This is a genomic window from Novosphingobium subterraneum (assembly GCF_000807925.1).
GTDB classification, from domain to species: domain Bacteria; phylum Pseudomonadota; class Alphaproteobacteria; order Sphingomonadales; family Sphingomonadaceae; genus Novosphingobium; species Novosphingobium subterraneum.
Genome location: NZ_JRVC01000020.1, coordinates 16,291 through 35,288 on the forward strand (window position 1 = coordinate 16,291; position 18,998 = coordinate 35,288).

Consider the following 18,998-nt stretch of genomic DNA (forward strand, 5'->3'; position numbering starts at 1 on the left):
GCAGCTATGCCGCGGTGCCCCGAATGTCGTTTGCTTTTGACTACCTCGTGGTCACCACGATCGCGCCCTTGATCTTTCCGGGCTTGAGCGCGACGGGACGGCCGTTGAGCGTTATGCCAAGCGTGCCGGTGGCAGCCTCGATCCGCGCGCCGGGTTCGGTCTCGAGCGAATTGAGATAGCTGGTGCCGGTGACAACCCAGCGGGATGACTTGTCCAGCGAGACCGTCAGGCCACCTTTTTCGCCCTTTACGGGAATCGCCGTGTTCGTGACGTGGCCAATCTCCTGAAAGGTTTCCTTCACCGGATCCTTGCCGCTCGCCGGGGCTACCGAAGACGTCGAGATGGTTCCGACTACCTCGGCATTCTCGAAGCGCAGCACCATGGCGCCCTGCTTCGGCCGTCCGTTCCAGAAGTTGCCAACCAGCTTCGTGTTGCGGAACGTGCCGATGATGTTCGGGTCCTTCGGCTTCTCGTCCGGACGCCCTCCCGTCGGGCCCATGCCGGGCGGTGGCGCCGAAGCCCCTGCCGGCGCATTCCCGCTCATCATCGCCTTGAGGAACGGATCGTCGTTCTCCATGCCCTGCAGGATGGTGCCTCCTGCCGCAGTGACCTTGGCCGAGTCCACAACGATCGTCGTGCCGATCCCCTTCACTTCGATGGCGACAAGCCCGGCGTGGAGTTCGCTGCCCTTGTCGATGGTAAGCACGCCGCCGCCGACGCCGGAATGCATCATCACGCCATAGCGCCCCGCCTCGACGAGGGTGCGGTCGGTCAGGGTGATCGACCCTTCCGCCGCCATGATCGCTCCGACATCTGCAGCACGGATCACGCTGCGGCGGAAGATGTTGTGCGAATCCCCGATGGAGTACGTGCCGTAGCCAGACTTCACCGCTTCGACGAGGCTGTCGGTGACCGTCATGCGCACGCGCTGGTTGTCATCGGTCGACAGGACGCCCCATCCCTCCGAGCGAATGTGCGAGTTGTTGATGAACATCGTGGCGCGGTCGACCAGGTTGCTTGACCGGACATTGCCCGAAAGGCCCAGCATCCATGGCACTTCCATCATCTTGCCGACGTCGACCGTGAACTGGTAGTCAGCCGGCAGCGTACCGTTGTAGGTCTCGATCTCGGCATTGTTGATGTGCATGACGCTGTCACCGCCCGCGAACAGCGCAGTGCGGATGGCGCCGCGGGTCCGAATGATCGGGCGATTGAGCGTTACTTCGGCCTTGCCCGTCGACATGACGGCTGCCCCGAACCCGGCAAAGTCATTGCCGCCGTTACCGATGAAGTCGATCACCGGATGATCGATCGTGTACTTGCCTTCTCCGGTAACGATGATGCCGTTGAAGCGATCGCCTTCCGAGGCGATCCGGGCATCGGAAACGGTGCCCGCGCCGAACGATGCGGCACGAACCGCTGCACTCACCGATTTTGCCGCGACCGGCGCACCGTTCTCGACATAGAGCGCCGTGCGGAAGTGATGCAGCGGAAGCTCATGATACTTGACGGGAATGTCGTCCGTCACCGTGAGCACGACGTCGCCCGAATAGCGTCCCGGCGCAATTGCGCGTTCAACACCGTTGACAGCCAAGGTGAGAAGCTTGCCATCCGGTGCCGTCGGCAGGTTCCCCGCCACCAGAGTCAGTTCGGGCAAGGCCACGGTCTGGCCAACAACACCGCCGACTTCCTTGGCCGATGCCGCCGGTGCGCAAACTGAAACCGCAAGAATGATCGGAGCAAACACTGCCCCGATCATTCCGCTCGATGCCATATAACGTCTTTTCATCAGCAAAGCCTCTCCACTGGTTCAGACACCCGGATTAACCTTGTGCAATCGCTCCCACAATCGCCTACGAATGATCCTGACCATCCTGTTCCGGCGATACGTTTCAATCTGTATCAGAGTGGCGCGCGAACTCGAATTTCCGATACAATTGATACCTCCCACTCTGTATTCTTAGATATTAATCCCGTCATCTCATCACATTGCACCCCGCCCGGCCCGGCAAGATCTCCTGCCACGGCAATCCGCCCGAAATGAACGGAACGTTCCCCCATAGGAAGTCGATATCTGCGACCGGTTTCAGAACTTGGTTGCCCGAGAATGATCTGCATTCTCGGATCTGAGGCGCAGGATCTTGTTGGCCGAGAATGGCCCGGCCGAACAGCAGTGTTTCATCGACACCAACAGCGGCCAGATTTTTTCCCGCGCACCGTCAGGGAAGGAACGGTCCCCTTCCTGCGCTGGGGCCGTATCAGGATCGAAGACGCGAAGATCTCCGAGCGGGAACTTTCCCACTCCGGCGCGTGGCGATGCCGGCTGCCTGCACCCAGACCATTGACAAGAGCCGGTTGCCCAGCCGCGAGGAACTGCTGCACGTTCGCCAAGCCATGTTCGACAGCGCGATCGCGCTCTCGGATCAATGCCCCTGATGGAGACGGCAGTCTCGCCGTCGCAGGAGCCAAACGTTCGAAGTGCAACGGCCCGACCACGGCCAGTCCGTCGACAGGGGCGCACAACCGGCCCGGCGCCCTGCTTGTTCAAGTCGGCGTCAACACTCGGATAATCCCGATGTCATCCCCGCCCCGCCGCTACTTCCAGAAAAATTCCCTGTTCTTTCGGCGCTTGCGCAGGTCCCACCAAATCTGAAAGCCAGTCACGCTAAGGACCACCAGCGCAATCCCGCACAACAGGCTGACGATCCGGCCCGCCCAGCCGAAGGTGTAACCCGCGTGCAGGTCCTGCAGCACTATGTGGAAATCAGCCGGGCGCGGCGGTTCGATGATGCGCTTGCCGGTTCTAGCGTCGATCTTGATCTGCTTGCTTCCGGGAGCAAGTCCCTCCGCTGCGACCAGTGTCACCTGCGTGGCATCCAGATTGATCTGGAGGGACCTCACCGCAAAGTCGGTCTCGGAACGTGCCGTTGCCGCCAGCGTGCCGACCATGGCCTCAAGCTCGGCATCGGATGGCAACTTTCGTGGCGGGGCCTGGATGCCATGATCCGAACCCGGCGGCTTTTGCCCGAGACGGATCATGTCGACATGGAGCAGTGTTCCGGTCAGCGCGATGAAGCCCAGCAGAATGGCCGAGGGCAAGCCGAACCATCTGTGCCAGCGGCGCATCTTCATGACTGCATCCCGCCCCACCCTCAGCCGGAGAAGACCAGGCTTCCGCCCGAGGGCAGCTTGCGCGGCGCGGAGGCGGCAGCCCCGCGAACCTGAACCGTCACGCCTGCCGTCGCATCGATCGCGCCCAGCGTGGCGCTGTCAGCAGCAGTGACAACGGAGTTTCCGTTCGCAGTCCACTTGCCGCCGCCCTTGATGGCCAAAGTGACGTCCTTGAGCGCGCCCGTAAGGGAAGCATGGTCGAGCACGACCATCGTCGTGCGATCCGGGTCGGTATCGATGATGCCGCCCTCCAGTTCCGAGTTGGTGACGGTCAGGAGAACGCCGGGCACCGGCTTGCCATTGGTCTTCGTCGCGTTGGCGTCATCGTTCTTGCGGACTTCGAGCAGGACGTTCTTGGCGCTTGCGACCTTGCTCGAGGCGATGGCGATATTGGCGTTGGCGCTCTTTACCAGCAGCGCGCTGCCCCGGGCCACGACGTTCGAATTTGCGATCTCGAAGGTTGCTTGCTCGGTGATGTCGAAGGCCATGACCGAATGGATCATCATCACGTTATCGGCCGCCGTACCGGTCACGCCGTCGTAGCGCGTCCGTGCCTTGCCAGCGATGATTCCCATCATCCCTCCGCTATCGATGCTCGAGCGGTTGACGACCACGTTCGCCCCGAAATCGGCGTAGGTGCCATAACCGGCGCGACGCACCTTGACCACGCAATCGTTGGCTTCAAGATACAGGGCATCGCCCGCGGCATCGGTCGAGAGAGCGCCCCAACCGTCGGCTTCGATCGTCGAATTGTAAACGTAGGTCCGCGAGTTGCTCATCGCCAGCAGGGTGCGCGCGGTGCCGACGAGGCCGAGCGGCGCAGGCGGCTCCATCATGCCGGGACCGATGCGCGGCTTGTAGTCGGCCGGCAGCGGGCCGCCGTTGGCAACGAGCTTGCTGCCATAGATCTTCACGGTCGCATTCTCGGCCGCGACCAGCGCAGACGAGATCGGCCCGTTGGTCTCGATGGTGGAATCGGTCAGGACGAGCGCCGCGCCGTCGCGGGCCAAAATCCCGGCGCCAGTACCGAGAAAGTCGTTGGTACCGGTGCCCGAAAGACGGATGTTCGTGCGCTTGATCGAGACAGCCGTCTTGCCGCCTTCAGCCAGGATCGGGTTGAAGGCGTTCTTTGCCGAGGTGATGGTGGCACCTTCGACCAGCGTCGCGGTCGCGGTTGCCAAGGCAGCGTCCTTCGGCGACGCGGCATTCAAGGCACCGTCGGTAATGCGAAGGCCGGTAGCATACTTGGTCGCAGCCATGGTCGGCATGGCGGGCATGCCGCCCGGAGGGGGCGCTGCGGGACCGGGGCCATTGCCAGGGGGCGGCGCGGGCTGAGCGTGGGAGGTAACTGAAATTAGTGCTGCTGTAGTAGCCAGCATGACCGCAAGACGCATGCGTAACCTCTTCCCGATTTCGGCAGGTGGCAACCCGACCTGCGCTTTGAACATTCGTTTTCCGGAAATCTGAAGGCAGTGCCGTTCACGCGAACATGAACGGCACTGCCGCGACGCCCCCCAGCGTCGCTGATCAGAACTTGTAGTTGGCGGTAAGGCCGTAGGTCCTCGGAGCGGCAAGCTGCGCGTATCCGAAGAAGTGCGACTGCTTGATCGCCTGATCGTTCACATTCTTGATGTAGCCCGTGAATGTCAGGCTGTCCGAGAATGCGACCTGGACCGAAACGTCACCTGTCGCATAGTCGTTCTGCACCGAAGGATGCGTATCGGCCACCACGGTCGTTTCCGGATATACGTTCGATGCGGACGAGAACCGGAGGTCGGCGCGCGGGGTGATCCTCAGGTTCCCGAACTCGAAGGCATGCTCGTAACCGGCCTTGACCGACCACTTCGGGCTGTTGGGGAACGGCACGCCCACGTAGAAGCCGTCGAGACCGTCCAGACGCGAGTCAAGATAGGTGACCGAAGCATTGAAGCGCCCGCGTCCACCCACGGCGATCACCGTCTCGGCTTCAACACCGTACTCGCGGCCCGGCATCGTCGGTACGAACAATTGCGGCGGGAACACCGTGAAGTTCGCGATCACCAGCTGGAAGGCCGAGTAGTCGTAGTAGAAGCCGGTAAGGTTGAAGAGCATATCGCCGCCGGCGAGCTTGTTCTTCAATCCGATCTCATAGGACGTCATCTTTTCCGGTTCGAACGTGCCGAGCCCGAAGCTGTACCCGCCCTGGCGATAGCCCGAGGCGATGGTGCCATAGAGCTTGGACTTGCCCCCGAACAGGTCGGCTTCCAGGCCGGCACGATAGTCGAAATGCTCGTCATTGAGTGGCGTCAGCGCTCCGGTCAGGTCGAGGCTGTCGACGTTCTCGCCGCTCACCTTTTCCCAAGTGTAGCGAACCCCGCCGATGGCGCGGACCGTATCGGTGATCGGAACGGTGATCTGACCGAAGATGCCATCGGTCTGCGACCGGCGTATTTCGGGCTCGTACGATTCAGCGCGCGCCTGATCTGCCGAGAGGCAGGTGCCCGAGGCAACCGGGCCCGGAGGTGAGCCGACCGGAAGCGCACTGAAGCCCGCCGCCGGGATGACGTAGTTGCCATCGACGTCCTGGCACGGCGTCGACACGGCCTGGGTGATGTTGCGGCTCTTGTAGTGGTAGAAACCCACACCCCAGTCGAACGGCGAGCCCGGCTGCGAAGCGTAGCGGACCTCGATCTGCTCCTGACGCGTGAGCTTGGGATCCAGCGAGTCCGCAAGTGAACCACCGAAGGCACCGATGGTGCGTCCCTTGGTGATCTGCAGCGACGGCAGGATGCTCAGGGTGCCCGGCCCGATGTCCGCGCGCAGTTCACCCCAGTACTTGTAGGAATTGACGCGCTGGAAGCCGACCGACACGTCGGTCGTCTCACGCGTACCGGCAAGGATGCTGGCGATCGGCACGGCACCCGGACCCTGGCCACGCAGCGCCGAATGCTCGACGCCGAGCAGCAGGCTGACATCGTCCGAAGGCTTGAACAGCAGCTTCGCACGGCCGGCATACGACTTGTTGTCGTCATGGCCATTGCTCATGTAGCCATCGCGCGAGATCCCGGCACCCGAGACACGGATCGCAACCTTGTCGCCAAGGGGCACGTTCAGCGCACCCTCGCCGTGGATCAGCGAATAGTTGCCGCCCTCGAGGCCAACATAGCCCTCGACCTTGTCGAGAACCGGGTTCTTCGAAACGACGTTTACGATGCCGCCTACCGAGTTGCGGCCATAGAGTGTGCCTTGCGGACCACGCAGGACCTCGACCCGATCAAGGTCGTAGAAGCCGACCGAGGCGTTTTCGGCACGGCTTGAGTAGGCACCGTCGAAGTTTGTGCCTACCGCGCCCTGCCCCATCTGCGGCGGCAGCGACAGACCGAGGCCGCGGATAGAGACCAGGAAGCCGCGTGCGGCACCCTGCACGACGACCGCCGGCTCGTTCTTGAGCACGTCATCGATCTTCGTGGCGCCAGACTTGGCGATCGCATCACCCGTCACGACGGTCAGCGCGATTGGCGTGTCCTGAATCGAACGCGAGAACTTGTCGGCAGTAACGACAATCTCGGGAAGGCGGCCGTTGTCGTCTCCAGCCGCAGACTGGTCAGCCGACGACTGGGCGAGCGCCGGAATGGACAGCGCGGCAAGGCCCGCGGCTGCGCAAGACGCCAAAAGGCGCGGTGTGATCTGTGACAAAATCCCCTCCTCTTAGACACAATTCTTATGTGCAGCTTCTGGTTGAACGTATGGGACCGGTTGCACAAACTGAAGGATTCGGACGATACCTATCCATCCGACCGATAGGTCGTCGGGTCGCCCGTCAAACTCCGACGAAGCGGATTATCAGGCTATCTGGTCTGCTGATCCGCGATTGCGGTCAGTCGCGCGCAGCGCGCCCGACAGTGCTGCTGCGGATCACCAGTTCGCCCTGAACCTGCAGAACTTCCTTCGGCACTTCCGAACCGCGTATTGCGGAGATGAGGCGTTGCCAGGCGGTGTCGACGATTTCTGGGACAGGCACGGCATAAGTCGTGAGGTCGAAGGCAGGCCACGCGGCAATCGGAACATTGTCGAAGCCGGCGATCGCGACATCCTCACCGGGCACAAGCCCGCAACCGACAACCGCCTGCAGACAGGACAGGGCCATGAGATCGGTTACGCAGAAGATGCCGGTGGGACGGTCGGGCAACCGCAACAGTTCCGCTGTCACGCGGGCCGTGGTCTCGAAATCGTATTTTCCGCAAGCGACGATCGGCTCAGGCAACCCTGCTCTCAGCATGGCATCCCTGAAGAACGCCGTTCTCTCAACGCTGGCCGAACTTTCGGCAAGGCCATTGATGACAGCCGTCCGGGTAATTCCCAAAGACTGAAAATGCTGCGCAACCGCCTCCCCGCCATGCCTGTTGTCCGCAGAAACCCCGCCAACCTGTGCCGTCAGATCGACATTGTTCAGCATGATGACCGGGACGCCGGCATCCTCGCATTCGCTGGCTACCCGAGTGGCAAAGGAGGTTGAAGCCATGATCACGCCATCAAGCCTGAAGCCGAGAAGTTCATCGAGAACTGGCTCGAGCCCGGCCTCGCCGCGCGTTTCGAAGAGCACGCAGCGGTAGCCATCCAGACTGAGGCGGTCGTTCAACCTGTCGACCAGCTCGGGATAGAACTGGTTATCGAGTGCCGTGATGGCGAGGCCAATCAGGTTCGAACGATTGGTCGATAGGGCGCGGGCGGCATTGCTGGGTCGGTAGCGGAGCTTGCGCGCAGCCTCGAAGATCCGCTCGCGCACCTCGGGCGCCACATACCCACCGTTGTAGGCACGCGAAACTGCCGACTTGGATACGCGAGCCAACCGGGCAACATCCGACCCGGTGGGCACCTTGCTCTTGCTCATCACCACGAGTTTTGGCGCACTGCACAACCCGCTGCAACCGGAATAATGCAGATCGGGTACCGCGACCATGTCTTTCCGGAACAGGGGGCGGGCGCGAACCGAACATGGTCCGCGCCCCCCCCTCACCTCAGAACGAACGGCGGACCGAAACCGACCAGGTCCGCGGGCGGCCCGGCTGTCCCGATGCAGTGCCTGCACCGAACGCTTCCTGCAGCAGGGTCAGGAAGTAGTACTTGTTCGTCAGGTTCTGCACTTCGAGCGTGACGCCCCAGTCCTTGGCATCCGATTGCCAGCCGAGACGGGCATTGGCGAGGAAATAGCCGTCAATCCGGTTGGACAGGCGCAGCGTGGTGATCGGCCCGCCGCCACCGGCATTGCTGAACGGCGAAGGCGTTACCGGGCTGTTGGCCGGAACCGTGCTGCTTACCGCCAGGCTGTCGATATTGGCGGCCTCGGTGTAGATCTTCGATTGATAGGCACCATCGAGGCGGACCGTGACCATGCCCTTGAGCACGTCGGGAATGTCATACTGCACGCCGATCGCCGCCTTCCACTTCGGCGTATAGGGCGTCACGTCGTTCAGCGTCACCCCGGTCGAGAGCGTATCGACCTTCTGGTACTTGAAATCGAGGTAGCTGAGCGAACCGTCGATCGTGAAGTTGTCGACCGGACGGATCAGCGTCTCCACTTCGAAACCCTTCACGTGGGCAGATCCGACGTTCGAGGGCCGCAGGCACGGGGTGGCCTGCGAAGACCCGCCCGGACCCGCCGTGGCAAGGTCAAGGCAGTTCACACTCGACAGGATGATGTTCTTGTAATCGTTGAAGAAGGCCGAGACGTTGAGGCGCAGCTTGCGATCGAACAGGTCGGACTTGAACCCGGCTTCGTAGGCGGTGATCGTCTCGGGCCGGAAGGCCGTGGCCTGGCTCGGGAAGAACGGACGCGGATTGACGCCGCCGGCGCGATAGCCGGTCGATACCTGTGCGTAGAACAGGAACTCGGGGCTGAAGCGATAGTCCGCCGCCACGCGCCAGTCGACGCGGTTGTCGCGGAACTTCGCGGTCAGGCCGTCAAGCCCGAAAAGCAGGCAGTTGGGCTGGTTGCCGATGCCGGTCGGACCTGCAGTGGGGCGCGCCGAGGAAGAAGTTGCACGGACCCTGGATGTTGGTTCCATCCGGATTCTTGCGGACGTAGCCATAGTCCTTCTCGTCCCATGACTGGCGGATGCCGCCGGTCAGGTTGGCCGCATCGCTCAATGCATAAGTGAAGTTGGCGAAGATCGCCTTGTTCTTGGCCGGCGTCGGATCGGGCCCGTGGCGGAAGTCGATCCCGGCATAGTTCAGGTTGATGCGGCCGGTGAAGGTGCCGCGCGTATCGAAGTAGAAGCCGCCCACGGTGAAGTCGAGCTTGTCGTCGAGCACCTTGCCCGACAGACGCAGCTCCTGGCTCCACTGGCGGTTCTTCTGGGTCTGGTTGAGATTGTTGTTGGCAATCGGCGAACCGTCGGAATCGTAGGACCAGTCCGCCGTGTATTGGCGCCATGACGTGATCGACTTGAGCTTGAGCTGGTCCGAAACGTCAACGTCGATGGTCAACGCCGCGCCATAGTTATCCAGATCCGAATGCGGATCGGTGAACGTCGGCTTGTAGGGCATCTGGCTGTCGGGCCGGGCCGGGTCCGCATAAGTCGCATAGGAGATATAGCGGCGATCGTATCCGGTGATCGTGTCGCAGCTGTTCACCCCGTTGGGCACGAACATGCAGTTGAGCGGAATGCCCGCGCCGTTGGTACCTTGCAGGAACGGACGGCCACCGGTGAAGGTCGCATTCGGGCCGTCGAACACTGCAGAGGTATTTGCATAGAGCAGCACGTTTGCGCCCGGCTCGTTGCGCTCGCGCGTGTAGTCGCCAGAAAGGTTGATATCCACCGTCTCGGTCGGCTGCCAGCGCAGCGAGACCTTGCCCGCCACCGACGACGTGCCGCCGACATTGCCCAGCACCGGGTTCGCGCCCTTGGCAAACGTCGGGACATTCGTGCCCGGATGGGTCAGGTTGTAATCGAGCCGCTTGACGTAGCCATCGATATTCTTGGTCACGCCCGCCACGCGCATGAACAGGTTTTCCGACAGCTTGAGGTCGAACAGCCCGCGCACGTCGATGCGGTTGTAGCGGCCATAGGTCGCCTCCATCGAACCGCTGTTGCTGCCTTCCGGTTTCTTGGAATAGAGCTTGATCGAACCGCCCAGCGAGTTGCGCCCAGCCAGCGTGCCCTGCGGCCCGCGCAGCACTTCCACGCGGTCAAGATCGGTCAGGTCCAGCAGCGAACCGGTCAGCGTCGGCAGGTATACGTCATCGATGTACATGCCCACGCCCGGCTCGAGCGCAAAGTTGGGGTCGGTCTGGCCGACGCCGCGGATGAAGGCGATGATGCCGGGGCCGAGTTCTTGGCCCTGCGGTTTGAGCGTTACGTTGGGCGCCTGCGCGGCGATTTCCGACACGTTGGTCTGCCCGCGCTGCTGCAACAGCTCGCCGCTCACAGCCGTGATCGCCAGCGGGGTATCCTGAAGGTTCTGGGCGCGGAACTGCGCGGTGACGACGATCTCGTCGGTCGTTGGCACCTTTTCCTCGGCAGCATCCTGCGCCAGGGCGGTTCCGGTCATCGACAGGGCAAGCAGGCTCGCGCCCGCGCGAAGCAGTTTCATCATCCTCTCCTCCCACGCCGTGCCCGGTTGCGACCTGGAGGCTTTTCACCTGTCGGCACGCTCCGATTTTTTCGGATCGCGGCCTTTCGGTCGAAGCATCGGCGATATCGGGAGTATGCCCGATTTCATGTTATGGTCAATAGCAACTTTTGGTAGAATTGGCGTGACTGGTTGGTGATGCAAAACCGCCCCGGCGATGATAGGCAGCAGGCATGAAACATCCGCTCGATCCCATGCTGGGCTTTCATCTGGTGCGGACCGCGAACCTTGCCCTGCGCGCCGTCAACGCCTCCTATGGCGATCTTGGCCTGCGCCATCCCGACGCTGCGGTCCTGCTGGTCATCGAGGCCAATCCGGGCATCACGCAAAGCGCCATCGGCAAGATGCTCAAGATCCAGCGCTCCAACATCGCGACTATGGTCTCGCGGCTGGTGGATCGCGGCCTGCTCGAACGCCGGCCGGGCAAGGGCAAGACCATCGGCATGTTCCTGTCCAGCCAGGGCCAATCGGTCATGCCTCGCATTCACGCCGCCTCGCACGAGGGTGAGGCCCTGCTCACCGATGCCATCGGCGAGGACGCCTACCGCGCCGTTCTCGAAACGCTCCGGAAGATTCGCTAGGCTACCCGCCGCAACTCGGGCACCTGGTGGCTGTGGTGTCCCGAGAAGACCGCCACCGCCGTGGCAAGCCTGCCCGATGTCGTGGCCATGCTGCGCGTTGCCGCCGCGCTCTGTTCCACCATGGCCGCGTTCTGCTGCGTTGCGAGGTCAATCTCGCTGATTGCCTGGTTGACCTTCAGGGCATAGGCCGCCTGTTCTTCGGTCAGTTGCGCGGCTTCGACCACGCCCGTGCTGATCTCGGTCACCTTGCCGATGATCGCATGGAGCATCACGCCCGTGCCTTTGACCAGTTCGGCGCCCCGATCCACCTGCTCCCGGCTTGCCGAAAGCAGCTTCTTGATATTGTCGGCCGCTTCCGACGATCGCTGCGCCAGCGCCCGCACCTCATTCGCCACAACGGCAAAGCCGCGCCCCATCTCGCCCACGCGCGCAGCCTCGACTCCCGCGTTCAGCGCCAGCAGGTTGGTCTGGAAGGCGATGCCGTCGATGATCTCGGCGATCTGGACCACCTCCTGAGCGCTCTGCTGGGCATCGTCCATTGCGCTGATCGCCTCGCGCACCGCCTCGCGGCCCTGCGTCGCCTCGCTCTCGGTATCGTGCGCCGATACCCTCAGGTCTGCCATCGACCGTGATGTCTTGTTGAGACCACTGCTCAGTTCATCGATGGCGCGCGCGCAATCCTGCACATTGTTGGCCTGCCGCTCGGTGCGCGAAGCCAGGTTCTCGGTTGCTGCACGAATTTCGTCGGTCGAGGTGGCAATGTGGCTGCTGCTGTCGGCCACGAGGCCGATCGTCGCGGAAAGCCGTTCCAGCGCCTTGTTGAAATCGTCCTCGACCTGTCGGAAGCTTTCCGGCAGGTCGCTCATCCGCGTCGAAAGATCGCCTTCGGCCAGCGCACGCAACGATACGCCCATCTTGCCCAGCACGATGTCGCGCGTGGTCTTCTCGGCCATTTCGAAGTAGGTCGAAAGGGCGATGTCCATGTCGATCATCGACACCTTGACCAAGGCCACCAGATCCTTGGCCATCCGCCGCCTTGCCGGCGAAAAGCGCCCTGCCCCGCGCAGCACCATCGCCTCGATCATGTGCTCGAGGATCAGCGCATAGCCGCCGATGTACCACTTGGGCTCGAGACCGATGCGGGCATGGGTATTCCCGATCGTCAGTGCGCGCTCGTGATAGGCCTGGTCGAGCCCGTCCTCGAACACCCTGATCCAGTGGTCGGCTTGCGCATTGCGGGCGTGGCGCACCCGGTCCGACGAGGAGAAGAACTTGCCCAGCGCAGGAGTGGCGCCGAGCTTGTCGTAGAACTTCTCCAGCCCGCCATCCACCGTCCGCGCCACGAAGCGCGCCAGCCGATTGAAGCTGCCCTCGTTCCTGCCGAGTTCGTAGAAGCCAATGCGTTCCTGCAGATCCCGTGCGACGACCATGTACAATCCTTTCCGGTACAGGCCGCAAGCTAATTAACCGGACTGAATTGGTCGGAAATGGGGCGTTATGGGAATCCGTCTATGCACGAAGGGACAGGGTCAGGTTTGGCGAATCAGCTGACTGCGGCGCCCTTCGCCTTCACCTCCGCCGCAGCCCGAAAGACGGCATGGTCGAAATAGAAGGGTTTGATTTCGCAGCATTTCCCGTCGCGGAAGCGGAACATTTCGCACAGTTCTGCCGGCGCAAGCGAAGGGTCGGCGAACTGGAACGATAGTATCGTCACCGCGTGATCCTTGCCCGCCGTGGTCTCGACACGGTTAAGACCAGCAACATCCACCAGCCCCATGACCTTGATGTAGAGTTCCTTCAGCGCATTCTTGCCGCGATAGACGCCTTCCATCGGCAGGCCCGGCGCTTCGCTGACGATGAAGTCGTCGGTCAGCATGGAGGCTGCCTTGTCCCAATCGCCCGTGCCGGTTGCGGCATAGAGGTCGTCGACAAACTGGATCATCTCTTGTGCGGTCATGGTCATGGCGTTGTCCTCTCTCGTTCTTGGCCACAGGATCAACCATGAGCTGCTTCGCGGAAACCTAGCGATATGGCTAGCGATGCGTTTGCGCGGGGCGCCGCTAAGGTCCACTGATGGAGAGGACACGCCAGATCACGCTCGCCCGCCGCCCCGTCGGCATCCCGGTCCCCGAGGACTTCTCGCTCGTCGAGGTTGATCGGCCAGTGCCCGGCCCGGGGGAAATCCTCGTGCGCATGCGCGTCGGCTCGTGCGATCCCGCCATTCGCGGTTTTCTCGATGACCGGCCCAGCTACCTGCCCCCGGTCGCGCTCGGCGCACCGATCAACGGCATGTCGCTTGGCGAAGTGGTGGAATCGAACAACCCGGACTGGCCCGTCGGCACGCTTGTGCGCACGTTCGCGGTCTGGTCGGAATACTATGTCGTCGGCGCAGATGCGCTCGGGATCGAGAAAGTGGAGCAGGCGCCGGGCGTGCCGCTCCAGCATTACATGGGCGCACTCGGGCCGGTCGGGCTCACTGCGTGGGTTGGCCTGTTCGAGATCGGCAAGGCGAAAGCTGGCGAAACCGTGGTCGTCAGTGCCGCGGCCGGCGCCACCGGCAGCACCGTGGTCCAGCTCGCCAAGGCGGCAGGGTGCCGCGTGATCGGACTTGCCGGTGGCCCGGCGAAAGCACAGATCGTCAAGGACCTCGGCGCGGATGTTGCCATCGACTACCGCTCCGTGAGCAATCTGGCCGAAGCGATCAAGGCAGCAGCGCCAGACGGGGTCGATGTCTATTTCGACAACGTCGGCGGTGAAACGCTCGACGCCATCCTGCCGCTGATGCGCCTGCACGGCCGCATCGCCGTCTGCGGCATGATCGCGCAATACAACGATGCCGATAATCCCCACGGCAACCGCAACCTGTGGCAACTGGTGGTCAATCGCCTGACCATGCGCGGCTTCATCACTTATGACCACCCCGAGGTTCTGGGCGAAGCGCAGGCCATGCTCGATCGCCTCTTCGCCGAAGGGAAGCTCAAGCCGCTGGAGAACGTGCGTTCGGGCATCGAGAAGCTGCCCGAAGCCTTCATCGAACTGATGAGTGGCAAGACCACCGGCAAGACACTGGTGCTGATCTGATGGCGGTGCTGGCCGGAAAGATCGCGTTCGTAACCGGCGGTGCATCGGGCCTCGGCGAAGCCATCGCCCGCGCCTATGCCAGCGAAGGCGCGTCGGTCATCATCGCCGACATCGATACCGCCAATGGCGAAGTTCTCGCCACGGCACTCGGCGCGCGCTTCGTCCATCTCGACGTGACGCAGGAAGCCTCCTGGGCCAAGGCGCTCGCCCCGTTTGAGCGCATCGACGTGCTGGTCAACAATGCCGGGATCACCACCCTCGGCTCGATCGAGGAGATCACGCTCGACCAGTTCCGCCATGAACTCGATATCGACGTGCTCGGCGTGTTCATGGGCACGCAGGCCGTCCTGCCGAAGATGAAGGCCCATGGCGGGTCGATCATCAACATGTCCTCGCTGTCGGGAGTGAAAGCCTCGGCCAACCTCGTCGCCTACAACGCGGCCAAGGCGGCGGTGACGCTGATGACCAAGTCCTGCGCCCTGCACTTTGCCGAAAAGGGCTATGGCATCCGCTGCAACTCGATCCACCCCGGCGCCATCCACACGCCGATCATCGACAAGGTGCTGGCGCAGAGTGACGATCCGGACGCGCTTTACCAGAGCTTCGTCGATGTCCACCCGGTCAAGCGCCTCGGCAAGCCTGAGGAAATCGCGGCCATGGCCGTGTTCCTTGCCAGCGATGCCAGCGCCTTTGCCACCGGCGCCGAATTCCGCGTCGACGGCGGCGCCTCGATCTGATGAGCGGGCTTCCGATCCGGCAGGTGGCGTTCTTCGTCGAAGACGTGCGCGCGGCCGCCCGGGCACACCATGAAGCCTTCGGCTCCGGCCCGTTCTTCGTGGCCGACAACATTCCGCTGGCCCGCGCCGTCCATCGCGGGGTGGAGCGCCAGCTGGACCACAGCTCTGCCTATGGCCAGTGGGGCGATGTGATGGTGGAGTTCGTCGCCCAGAACAATTCCGGCCCATCCCCCTTCTGCGATCTCTATCCCGAAGGCTCGGGCCGCTGGGGAATGCATCATGTCGCGGTCTTCGTGGACGATGTCGATACGGAGCTTGCCCGCTTTGCCGCACGTGGCGCACCTTGCGCCCTGCGCGCCGAGATGACCGACGGGTTCGTCTTCGCCTTTGCCGACACCACCGCCACGCTGGGCCTGTTCACCGAACTCTACGCCCCCACAAAAACGCTGGTTGATTTCTACGCCATGGTCGCGCACGCGGCGAAGGATTATCGGGGATCGGACCCGATCCAGACCATCCGATTGACTTGAGGACCGAGACGTTGAGCGAGACCTGGCACAGCCTGATTGCCGAAACCGAATTCCCCGCCGAGGGCAAGATCGCCACGAAGATCGCCGGCTGGCACGTCCTTGTCGCAAAGACCGAAGACGGCCTGTTTGCCGTCAACGATCGCTGCACCCATCAGGCCGCGCTCATCTCTACCGGCCGCATCCGGCGCGGCGCGGTGATGTGCCCGCTGCACGGCGCGCGGTTCGAAATGGCCTCTGGCCGCTGCATCGGCGGTGCCTACAAGGACCTGCGCACCTTCCCCGTCCGCGTCGAAGGCGGACAGATCGAGGTGTGCATTCCCGATGAGGCTCCCGGCATGGACGAGTTGCCGGTCGTCCTCTGAACTCGCTGCCCGAACTCGCTCAAAGCGCAGGTTCACCCTGCCCGCAGGCGCGTTAGTCTCCCCCCAACCAAACCCAACGGGAGAGACAGGACCATGCCCTTCACCGGCCCCGCCGAAGACCGCCTCGCCATCCGCGAGCTGCTTGAAACCTATGCCGACGCCGTCACCCGCGTCGATGCCGAGGACTGGGCCGCGACCTGGGCCGAGGACGCCGAATGGTCCCTGCCTGATTACCCGGAACTCGGCACCACCCGTGGCCGCGCGGCGATCAAGGCGATGTGGATCGAGGCGATGAAGAACTACCCCGGCATCATGTTCGAAGCCTGGCCGGGGTCGATCGAGGTCAATGGCGATACCGCCACCATGCGCAGCTACACCAGCGAGGTCTACGACCAGAACGGCACGACCATGCGCGACCGCGGCGTCTATGAAGACACTTGCGTCAAGATCGATGGCAAATGGCTGTTCAAGAGCCGCTCATTCCGCAACATCCACCGCCAGCACGCCCCCAAGGGCTGCTGAGCGGCAGCGCGGTTCAGGGTGCGCGGAACCACGCACCCTTGAACCACAGCGCCAGATTGACCAGCGCGATCAGCACTGGCACCTCCACCAGCGGACCGATCACCGCGGCAAAGGCCACGGGCGAGGCAAGGCCGAATGCCGCAATCGCCACGGCAATCGCCAGCTCGAAATTGTTCGACGCCGCCGTGAAGGCCAGCGATGCCGTGCGTTCATAGCCTGCGCCAATCGCCCTGCCCGCGGCGAACGCGGCGACGAACATCACCACGAAGAACACCACCAGCGGCAGACCCACCTTCAGCGCATCGAACGGCAAGGCAAGGATTTCGCCACCCTTGAGGCTGAACATCGCCACGATCGTGAACAGCAGCGCCGCCAGCGTCAGCGGGCTGATCGCCGGCACGAACTGCGTTTCGTACCAATCGCGCCCCCTCGCGCCGACCAGCGCCTTGCGCACCAGAAATCCGGCGAGGAACGGGACTCCAAGATATGTCAGCACCGCCTTGGCGATCATCGCGAAGTCGATGTCCACCACCTGCCCTTCCAGACCGAAAACCGGCGGCAGGAAGGTCAGGTAGAACCAGGCATAGGGCACATAGAACAGGATCTGGAACAGCGAATTGAAGGCGACCAGCCCGGTCACGTACTCGGGGCTTCCCCCCGCCAGCTGGTTCCACACCAGCACCATCGCAATGCACGGCGCAATGCCGATCAGGATCAGCCCGGTCATGTATTCGGGATTGTTCGGCAACAGCAGCGCGGCCAGTGCGAACATGAACGCGGGCGCAACGATCCAGCACAGCCCGAACGAAACCGCCAGAATCTTGCGATCCCGGAACACCTCTCCCAGTTCCTCGTAGCGGACCTTGGCGAGCGGCGGAAACATCATCAGGATCAGGCCGATGGCAATCGGGATGCTGGTCGAACCGACCGTCATCGCCCCCAGCGCCTGCGGCACCGCCGGCACGAAACTGCCGAGCGCAATGCCCAGCGCCATCGCGGCAAAGATCCACAGCGTAAGCCAGCGATCGAGGAACGACAGGCGCGGACGCTCCGGCGCCAGTGCTGCAATCGTCGCCATCAGGCAGCTCCTTCCATCTGCCCGATGCGGGCAAGTTCGCGCGTCAGTTCGGCGCGCTCCATGGTTTCAAACGGCAGGGCCAGCAGCGCGGCCACGCGCATTTCCAGCCAGGCCCAGGTCTGCTCGAACGCGGCATCGACCGCAGCGTCATCACCTTCGACATCGGCAGGATCGGGCAGGCCCCAATGCGCCTTCAGCGGCGCCCCCATGAACACCGGGCAGGCCTCGCCCGCGGCATTCCCGCAGACCGTGATGGCCAGATCGATCGGCGGCGCATCAGGCCCGGTAAACTCGTTCCAGCTCTTTGACCGGAAAGGCACCACGTCGATCCCCTTGCGCGCCAGCAGCCGCAGCGCGCCGGGATGCGGCACACCCTTGGGCTTGCTCCCGGCGCTGTACGAAACGATCCGCCCAGCCCCCATAGTGCCAAGCAGCGCTTCACCAAGGATCGAGCGTGCCGAATTGCCGGTGCACAGCACCAGTATCGAAAATGGACGATCGCTCATCAGCAGCATCCCGCCTTCGCTGCCGGGGCGGCAACCTTCGGGGCGCAGCACGCCGTGTCCGAGGCATGGGCCGAAGCGAGCGGCGCAAAGTCCGGGCTCTCGCCATAGACCGTGCTTTCACCTTCGGTCAGGAAGGCCTCCCAGATCACGCCATCGGGATCGGCTATCCAGCTCTTCTCCGACTTGGCGTAGCAGCAGGTCGTCGCGCCTTCTTCGATGACCGGTCCCTTGGCATTGGCCAGCCGGCCATAGACTTCGGCCAGCTCTCCGGCACTTTCCACCTGCAGGCCGATGTGCTCGATCCCCTTTGCCGCCCGGTCCTTGCACGAGATGGCAAAGTTGATGCGCGGGTCCTCCAGCATCCACTTGGCGTAATCGGCCTTGGTCACGGTCGGCTCGGCGCCGAACAGGCCGGAATAGAAAGCGATCGAGGCATCGAGGTCGGCAACGCCGACGTGAACATGGAAGCGCTTCATGCGACGTCCTTTTCGGTTGAGCTTGAAGGATGGCAATCGATGGCGGGCACGCAGGCCGCGCCGCCACAGCAGTTCTCGGTCAGAAAGCCCATGACGGCTGCCATCGCCCCGTAATCGGCGGAGTAAAGGATCGACCGGCCCTGCCGCCGTTGCCCGACCAGCCCGGCATTGGCGAGCTGGGCGATATGGAAGCTGAGCGACGACGGCGCGATGTCCAGCGCTTCGGCCAGCGCGCCTGCGGCAATGCCCTCGGGCCCGGCCTGCACCAGCAGCCGGAATGCGGCAAGCCGATGTTCCTGCGCCAGCGCTGCCAGCGCGCGTACGACGAGTGCAGAATCCACGG

20 protein-coding genes are annotated in these 18,998 nt (G+C 63.1%); 7 read left to right on the forward strand and 13 right to left on the reverse strand.

Translation table 11 applies throughout. From position 1 onward, the window contains the following. Positions 1-40 precede the first annotated feature (40 nt). Complete coding sequence (locus NJ75_RS17155; RefSeq protein WP_156135844.1) at positions 41-1,789, reverse strand: hypothetical protein; 1,749 nt, start codon at positions 1,787-1,789, stop codon at positions 41-43. Positions 1,790-2,310: 521 nt separating this feature from the next. On the opposite strand from NJ75_RS17155, the gene NJ75_RS25330 reads away from it, so the two are divergent. After that, positions 2,311-2,436 (forward strand): hypothetical protein, encoded by a 126-nt coding sequence (locus NJ75_RS25330; protein ID WP_269078637.1) that lies wholly within the window; start codon positions 2,311-2,313, stop codon positions 2,434-2,436. Between the two features lie 159 nt (positions 2,437-2,595). Here NJ75_RS25330 and NJ75_RS17165 read toward each other — a convergent pair whose 3' ends face one another. The 6 genes from NJ75_RS17165 to NJ75_RS23850 form a co-directional block, all read right to left on the reverse strand. Further along, positions 2,596-3,132, reverse strand: a complete 537-nt coding sequence (locus NJ75_RS17165; protein ID WP_039336719.1) for a PepSY-associated TM helix domain-containing protein — start codon at positions 3,130-3,132, stop codon at positions 2,596-2,598. A gap of 20 nt (positions 3,133-3,152) precedes the next feature. Continuing rightward, on the reverse strand, positions 3,153-4,448 hold the full coding sequence (locus NJ75_RS17170) for a hypothetical protein (RefSeq protein ID WP_039336720.1): 1,296 nt from the start codon (positions 4,446-4,448) through the stop codon (positions 3,153-3,155). 250 nt (positions 4,449-4,698) lie between these two features. Beyond that, positions 4,699-6,846, reverse strand: coding sequence for a TonB-dependent receptor (locus NJ75_RS17175; RefSeq protein ID WP_039336722.1), 2,148 nt, complete (start codon positions 6,844-6,846; stop codon positions 4,699-4,701). A 181-nt stretch (positions 6,847-7,027) separates the two neighbouring features. Beyond that, a complete protein-coding gene (locus NJ75_RS17180; RefSeq protein ID WP_052242601.1) occupies positions 7,028-8,041 on the reverse strand; it encodes a LacI family DNA-binding transcriptional regulator in 1,014 nt (337 codons plus the stop codon). Between the two features lie 127 nt (positions 8,042-8,168). Beyond that, positions 8,169-9,215: a TonB-dependent receptor gene (locus NJ75_RS23845; RefSeq protein WP_082813159.1), complete on the reverse strand. Its 1,047-nt coding sequence runs from the start codon at positions 9,213-9,215 to the stop codon at positions 8,169-8,171. Beyond that, complete coding sequence (locus NJ75_RS23850) at positions 9,112-10,743, reverse strand: TonB-dependent receptor (protein WP_169745739.1); 1,632 nt, start codon at positions 10,741-10,743, stop codon at positions 9,112-9,114. Before NJ75_RS23850 ends, NJ75_RS23845 begins: the two co-directional genes overlap by 104 nt. A gap of 212 nt (positions 10,744-10,955) precedes the next feature. Here NJ75_RS23850 and NJ75_RS17190 point away from each other — a divergent pair, with 212 nt between their 5' ends. Then, a complete protein-coding gene (locus tag NJ75_RS17190) occupies positions 10,956-11,363 on the forward strand; it encodes a MarR family winged helix-turn-helix transcriptional regulator (protein ID WP_052242602.1) in 408 nt (135 codons plus the stop codon). On the opposite strand, the gene NJ75_RS17195 is transcribed toward NJ75_RS17190, so the two are convergent. Together NJ75_RS17195 and NJ75_RS17200 are read right to left on the reverse strand one after the other, a co-directional pair. Then, positions 11,360-12,793, reverse strand: coding sequence for a methyl-accepting chemotaxis protein (locus NJ75_RS17195; RefSeq protein WP_052242603.1), 1,434 nt, complete (start codon positions 12,791-12,793; stop codon positions 11,360-11,362). The two genes, NJ75_RS17190 and NJ75_RS17195, sit on opposite strands and share 4 nt — an antisense overlap. 113 nt (positions 12,794-12,906) lie before the next feature. Continuing rightward, positions 12,907-13,326: a nuclear transport factor 2 family protein gene (locus tag NJ75_RS17200; protein WP_082013445.1), complete on the reverse strand. Its 420-nt coding sequence runs from the start codon at positions 13,324-13,326 to the stop codon at positions 12,907-12,909. A 110-nt stretch (positions 13,327-13,436) separates the two neighbouring features. Here NJ75_RS17200 and NJ75_RS17205 point away from each other — a divergent pair, with 110 nt between their 5' ends. From NJ75_RS17205 to NJ75_RS17225, 5 genes are all read left to right on the forward strand, one after another. Next, entirely contained in the window at positions 13,437-14,444 is a 1,008-nt protein-coding gene (locus tag NJ75_RS17205; RefSeq protein ID WP_039336724.1) for an NADP-dependent oxidoreductase, read from the forward strand. Further along, positions 14,444-15,181 carry a glucose 1-dehydrogenase gene (locus NJ75_RS17210; protein ID WP_039336726.1) on the forward strand — a complete coding sequence of 246 codons (738 nt, stop codon included), beginning with the start codon at positions 14,444-14,446 and terminating at the stop codon, positions 15,179-15,181. The genes NJ75_RS17205 and NJ75_RS17210 overlap by 1 nt, the downstream gene beginning before the upstream one ends. Beyond that, positions 15,181-15,711, forward strand: coding sequence for a VOC family protein (locus NJ75_RS17215; protein WP_039336728.1), 531 nt, complete (start codon positions 15,181-15,183; stop codon positions 15,709-15,711). The genes NJ75_RS17210 and NJ75_RS17215 overlap by 1 nt, the downstream gene beginning before the upstream one ends. 11 nt (positions 15,712-15,722) lie before the next feature. After that, positions 15,723-16,073, forward strand: a complete 351-nt coding sequence (locus tag NJ75_RS17220) for a Rieske (2Fe-2S) protein (protein WP_039336731.1) — start codon at positions 15,723-15,725, stop codon at positions 16,071-16,073. Between the two features lie 93 nt (positions 16,074-16,166). Then, positions 16,167-16,595 carry a nuclear transport factor 2 family protein gene (locus tag NJ75_RS17225; RefSeq protein WP_039336733.1) on the forward strand — a complete coding sequence of 143 codons (429 nt, stop codon included), beginning with the start codon at positions 16,167-16,169 and terminating at the stop codon, positions 16,593-16,595. Positions 16,596-16,608: 13 nt separating this feature from the next. Here the strand turns inward: NJ75_RS17225 and arsB are convergent, their stop codons facing one another. The 4 genes from arsB to NJ75_RS17245 are packed head-to-tail and all read right to left on the reverse strand — an operon-like array spanning position 16,609 to position 18,996. After that, positions 16,609-17,673: an ACR3 family arsenite efflux transporter gene (gene arsB, locus NJ75_RS17230; RefSeq protein ID WP_052242604.1), complete on the reverse strand. Its 1,065-nt coding sequence runs from the start codon at positions 17,671-17,673 to the stop codon at positions 16,609-16,611. After that, positions 17,673-18,179 (reverse strand): arsenate reductase ArsC, encoded by a 507-nt coding sequence (locus NJ75_RS17235; RefSeq protein WP_039336823.1) that lies wholly within the window; start codon positions 18,177-18,179, stop codon positions 17,673-17,675. The genes arsB and NJ75_RS17235 overlap by 1 nt, the downstream gene beginning before the upstream one ends. Next, positions 18,179-18,655, reverse strand: coding sequence for an ArsI/CadI family heavy metal resistance metalloenzyme (locus NJ75_RS17240; RefSeq protein ID WP_039336735.1), 477 nt, complete (start codon positions 18,653-18,655; stop codon positions 18,179-18,181). The genes NJ75_RS17235 and NJ75_RS17240 overlap by 1 nt, the downstream gene beginning before the upstream one ends. Beyond that, positions 18,652-18,996 (reverse strand): ArsR/SmtB family transcription factor, encoded by a 345-nt coding sequence (locus tag NJ75_RS17245; protein WP_039336738.1) that lies wholly within the window; start codon positions 18,994-18,996, stop codon positions 18,652-18,654. The genes NJ75_RS17240 and NJ75_RS17245 overlap by 4 nt, the downstream gene beginning before the upstream one ends. Between the last annotated feature and the right edge of the window lie 2 nt (positions 18,997-18,998).